This window comes from Corynebacterium tuberculostearicum, from assembly GCF_022347385.1.
GTDB classification, from domain to species: domain Bacteria; phylum Actinomycetota; class Actinomycetes; order Mycobacteriales; family Mycobacteriaceae; genus Corynebacterium; species Corynebacterium tuberculostearicum_M.
The window spans coordinates 1-3,018 of record NZ_JAKRDT010000040.1 but is presented as its reverse complement, the minus strand read 5'-3'; the positions used below and the strand labels follow the sequence as shown (position 1 = coordinate 3,018).

Annotated in this window: 4 protein-coding genes and 1 pseudogene; 2 read left to right on the top strand and 3 right to left on the bottom strand. The window is 59.5% G+C overall.

Annotation, left to right across the window (positions count from 1 at the left end; translation table 11 throughout):
- Together MHK00_RS11715 and MHK00_RS11710 are read right to left on the bottom strand one after the other, a co-directional pair.
- A pseudogene (locus tag MHK00_RS11715) lies at positions 1 to 184 on the bottom strand (IS6 family transposase); the annotation flags it as partial.
- A 13-nt stretch (positions 185 to 197) separates the two neighbouring features.
- Positions 198 to 761, bottom strand: coding sequence for a hypothetical protein (locus tag MHK00_RS11710; RefSeq protein WP_250411986.1), 564 nt, complete (start codon positions 759 to 761; stop codon positions 198 to 200).
- Positions 762 to 838: 77 nt separating this feature from the next.
- Here MHK00_RS11710 and MHK00_RS11705 point away from each other — a divergent pair, with 77 nt between their 5' ends.
- Both MHK00_RS11705 and MHK00_RS11700 read left to right on the top strand, forming a co-directional pair.
- On the top strand, positions 839 to 1,783 hold the full coding sequence (locus tag MHK00_RS11705) for a methionyl-tRNA formyltransferase (RefSeq protein WP_005325328.1): 945 nt from the start codon (positions 839 to 841) through the stop codon (positions 1,781 to 1,783).
- Positions 1,784 to 1,848: 65 nt separating this feature from the next.
- Complete coding sequence (locus MHK00_RS11700; RefSeq protein ID WP_005291893.1) at positions 1,849 to 2,865, top strand: iron-siderophore ABC transporter substrate-binding protein; 1,017 nt, start codon at positions 1,849 to 1,851, stop codon at positions 2,863 to 2,865.
- Between the two features lie 66 nt (positions 2,866 to 2,931).
- Here MHK00_RS11700 and MHK00_RS11695 read toward each other — a convergent pair.
- Positions 2,932 to 3,018 (bottom strand): IS3 family transposase (locus tag MHK00_RS11695; RefSeq protein ID WP_239230518.1); only part of this gene is annotated, 87 nt, incomplete at its 5' end.

Below are 3,018 nucleotides of genomic sequence, written 5' to 3'. Positions count from 1 at the left end.
TGTGCTTATCCAGCTCAGGGGCGTATTTCTGCACCCAGCGGTAGATCGTGGTGTGATCGACTGGCACACCCCGCTCGGTCATCATTTCTTCGAGGTCGCGGTAGCTCACGCCGTAGCGGCAGTACCACCGCACCGCCCACAGGATGATGTCACGGGGGAAATGCCGACCGGAGAAGATGCCCATGGCTCTGATTATTTCACGCCGGTCTTTCTACTGCCCCAACTTTGCAACAGCACCCGCTGGCGAATGTTTGGGAGGTGTACTCCTCGCTGCGGTCTTTGGCTGCCGGCAGGAAGACGCGGTTGATCTGGGGGATAAGCCCTGCCGTGACTGCCCGGTCCAGTGCGCCCGTGAGGTCATGCAGATGGATCCAGTCATCGCCATCCAAAAACACCACGGTGGTATCCGCACCGCGGTCATCGAGGCGCGCGGTGCAGCGCCTGCCGAATACCTTCCGGTCGATGGACAGGCGTGCGCCGGGCAAGTCCGCGATGACTTCTGGGGAGCGAGGCGGCCAGAGTGTCTGGTCCACAGAATCGCCGCTCAATAGGCTCGCCTGTGGGCCTGCGCCGTGTGCGTTATGTGGATCGGGATATTTCAGCTCGCCGGATTGAAAGCTATAGGTCACTGCTGAGTGCGCCGGGATGCGCACATCGACGGTGGACATCGATTCGGTGAGCTCGACGTTCGAGCGGTAGGGGTCCGGGAAAACGAGGGCTTCCGCATCCGCGGGCACCGAGATTCGGTGAAGGGTGGTCACGTCCGGGGAGTCTGGCATGAAAATTGCGCCACTTTCATCATTGACTACATAGGTAAACCTAAGCTAACATCCCCTGCATGCGAGTTGCTGTTTTCGGCTATCAGTCGTGGGGACACCGGACGTTGTCTGCGGTCATCAATGCTGGTCATGAAGTAGTTTTGGTAGTTACGCACCCTGCCAGCGATCACCCTTATGAGCAAATGTGGGCAGACTCCGTTGAGGAGCTCGCCAGCGAACATGAGCTCCAGGTGTGTGTCACTGAGCGCGTGGGTCAAGACGTCATTGAGGCGTTGCGCGATGCTGCACCAGACATCATCGTGGCCAACAATTGGCGAACCTGGCTTCCTCCCGAGGTTTTCAGCCTGGCCAAGCACGGCGCATTGAATGTCCACGATGGTCTCCTGCCCGAGTACGCCGGATTTTCGCCCATCCTGTGGGCGCTGTTGAACCGGGAAACTCACGTGGGCGTCACTGTGCACGAGATGGATGAAGTGCTGGACGGCGGACCCATCGTTGCCCAGCGCGCGATCCCCGTGGGTCCGCAGGACACCACCACGGATCTCGTGGCCAAGACCATCGACCTCATCGAGCCCCTCGTGGAACGCGCATTGAGTGACGTCGCCCAAGGCACCGCCACTGCGCAACCTCAAGATCCCACCCGCGCTACGTACTTCCACAAGCGCGGCGAGCAGGAATCTCGCATAGATTTCACCCAACCTGCGGAAGATATCGCCTTGCTGGTCAGGGCGCAGTCCGACCCGTACCCCAATGCTTACTTTGAATTCCGAGGCCAGCGCGTCCGCGTGCTTTCCGCGCACGTCTCGCAGGGCCGCTTCGGCGGAACCCCCGGCCGAGTCACCATCCCTCACGAGGGAGGAATCGCGGTGGTCTGTGGATCGCCCCGTGCCAACGTGCCGGCGCCGGCGATTGTTCTGGATCGTGTTCGTCTCGACGACAACTCGGAACTGACCGCCACCGAATTCTTTGGACATAGGGCTGGATATATCCAACCAAAGGTTTGACCTTTCCCTTTTGTGTACGGGCCACGCCTCGCGCGGAAATCCGTCACCAGTAACAACGGAGAAAAATGACACTCAAGAAGATTCTCGTTAGCACCGCTGCTGTGCTGACCTTGGGCGCGGCACTGACCGCTTGCTCGACTGATGACCAGTCCGGAAATTCCGGGGACTCCCAGGCAGTCAACGCCGAGCAGGGCGCATTCCCCACCACCATCGAGCACCGCTACGGCTCCACCGAAATCAAGGAAGCCCCGCAGCGCGTGGTCTCCTTGGGCTACACGGATCAGGACGCACTGCTGGCGCTGGGAGTTACTCCTGTCTCCGTGAAGTACTGGGACGGAATGACCCCGGATGGTCAGGCTGCGGGCAACTGGTCCAATGACAAGATCGAGGGCGACACTCCTCGGATCGACAAGGACACAGAAGTCAACGCGGAAGCCATCGCCAAGGACAATCCAGACCTCATCGTGGCCGTGTACTCGGACATCGATGAAGACACGTACAAGAAGCTGTCTGAGATCGCCCCTGTCGTCGTACAAAAGGGCGAATACGAAGAACTACAGCAACCATGGGACGTGACCACGGAAGAGATCGGGCAGGCCGTGGGCAAGCCTGAAGAGGCAAAGCGCCAGGTGGAGCAGGTCAAGGAGAAGTTCGCAGAGCTCAAGGGCCGCCACCCAGAATGGGCCGAAAAGGAACTCGGCGTGGCCACTGTCTCCGACGAGAGCCTGGCTGTCTTTGCCGAGGGCGATCCGCGTAGCCGCTTCTTCACCGAGCTGGGATTCAAGATCAACCCGGCCTACGCGGGCATCACCAAGGACAAGTTCTACGGTGAGGTCTCCAAGGAAAACGCAGACCAGATCAACTCTGACGTGCTGGTGTGGGATCAACTGTCTTACTCTCCGAAGCAGAGCAAGGCTTCTGTGACCGAGGATCCGATCGTGGGCAAGCTGCCCGCCGTGAAGGACGGACACAGTGTCTACCTGGAAGGCGACCTGGAAAAGGCCTTCGGATGGCAGACCGTGCTGAGCCTGAACTACCTGCTGGACAAGATCGAGCAGCCGTTGGCAGACGCCACGAAGTAGTCTGAATCAACTGCCGAACCGCCCCGCATGAATGAACTGGCCCCCGAAAGTTGGACTGGTTTAATTCTAGGCGGTTAGGGCTTCAAGGGTCTGATTTCGATATTGCATCGGGGTCAGGCCCTTGAGTCGTTGTTGGATGCGTTCGGTGTTGTA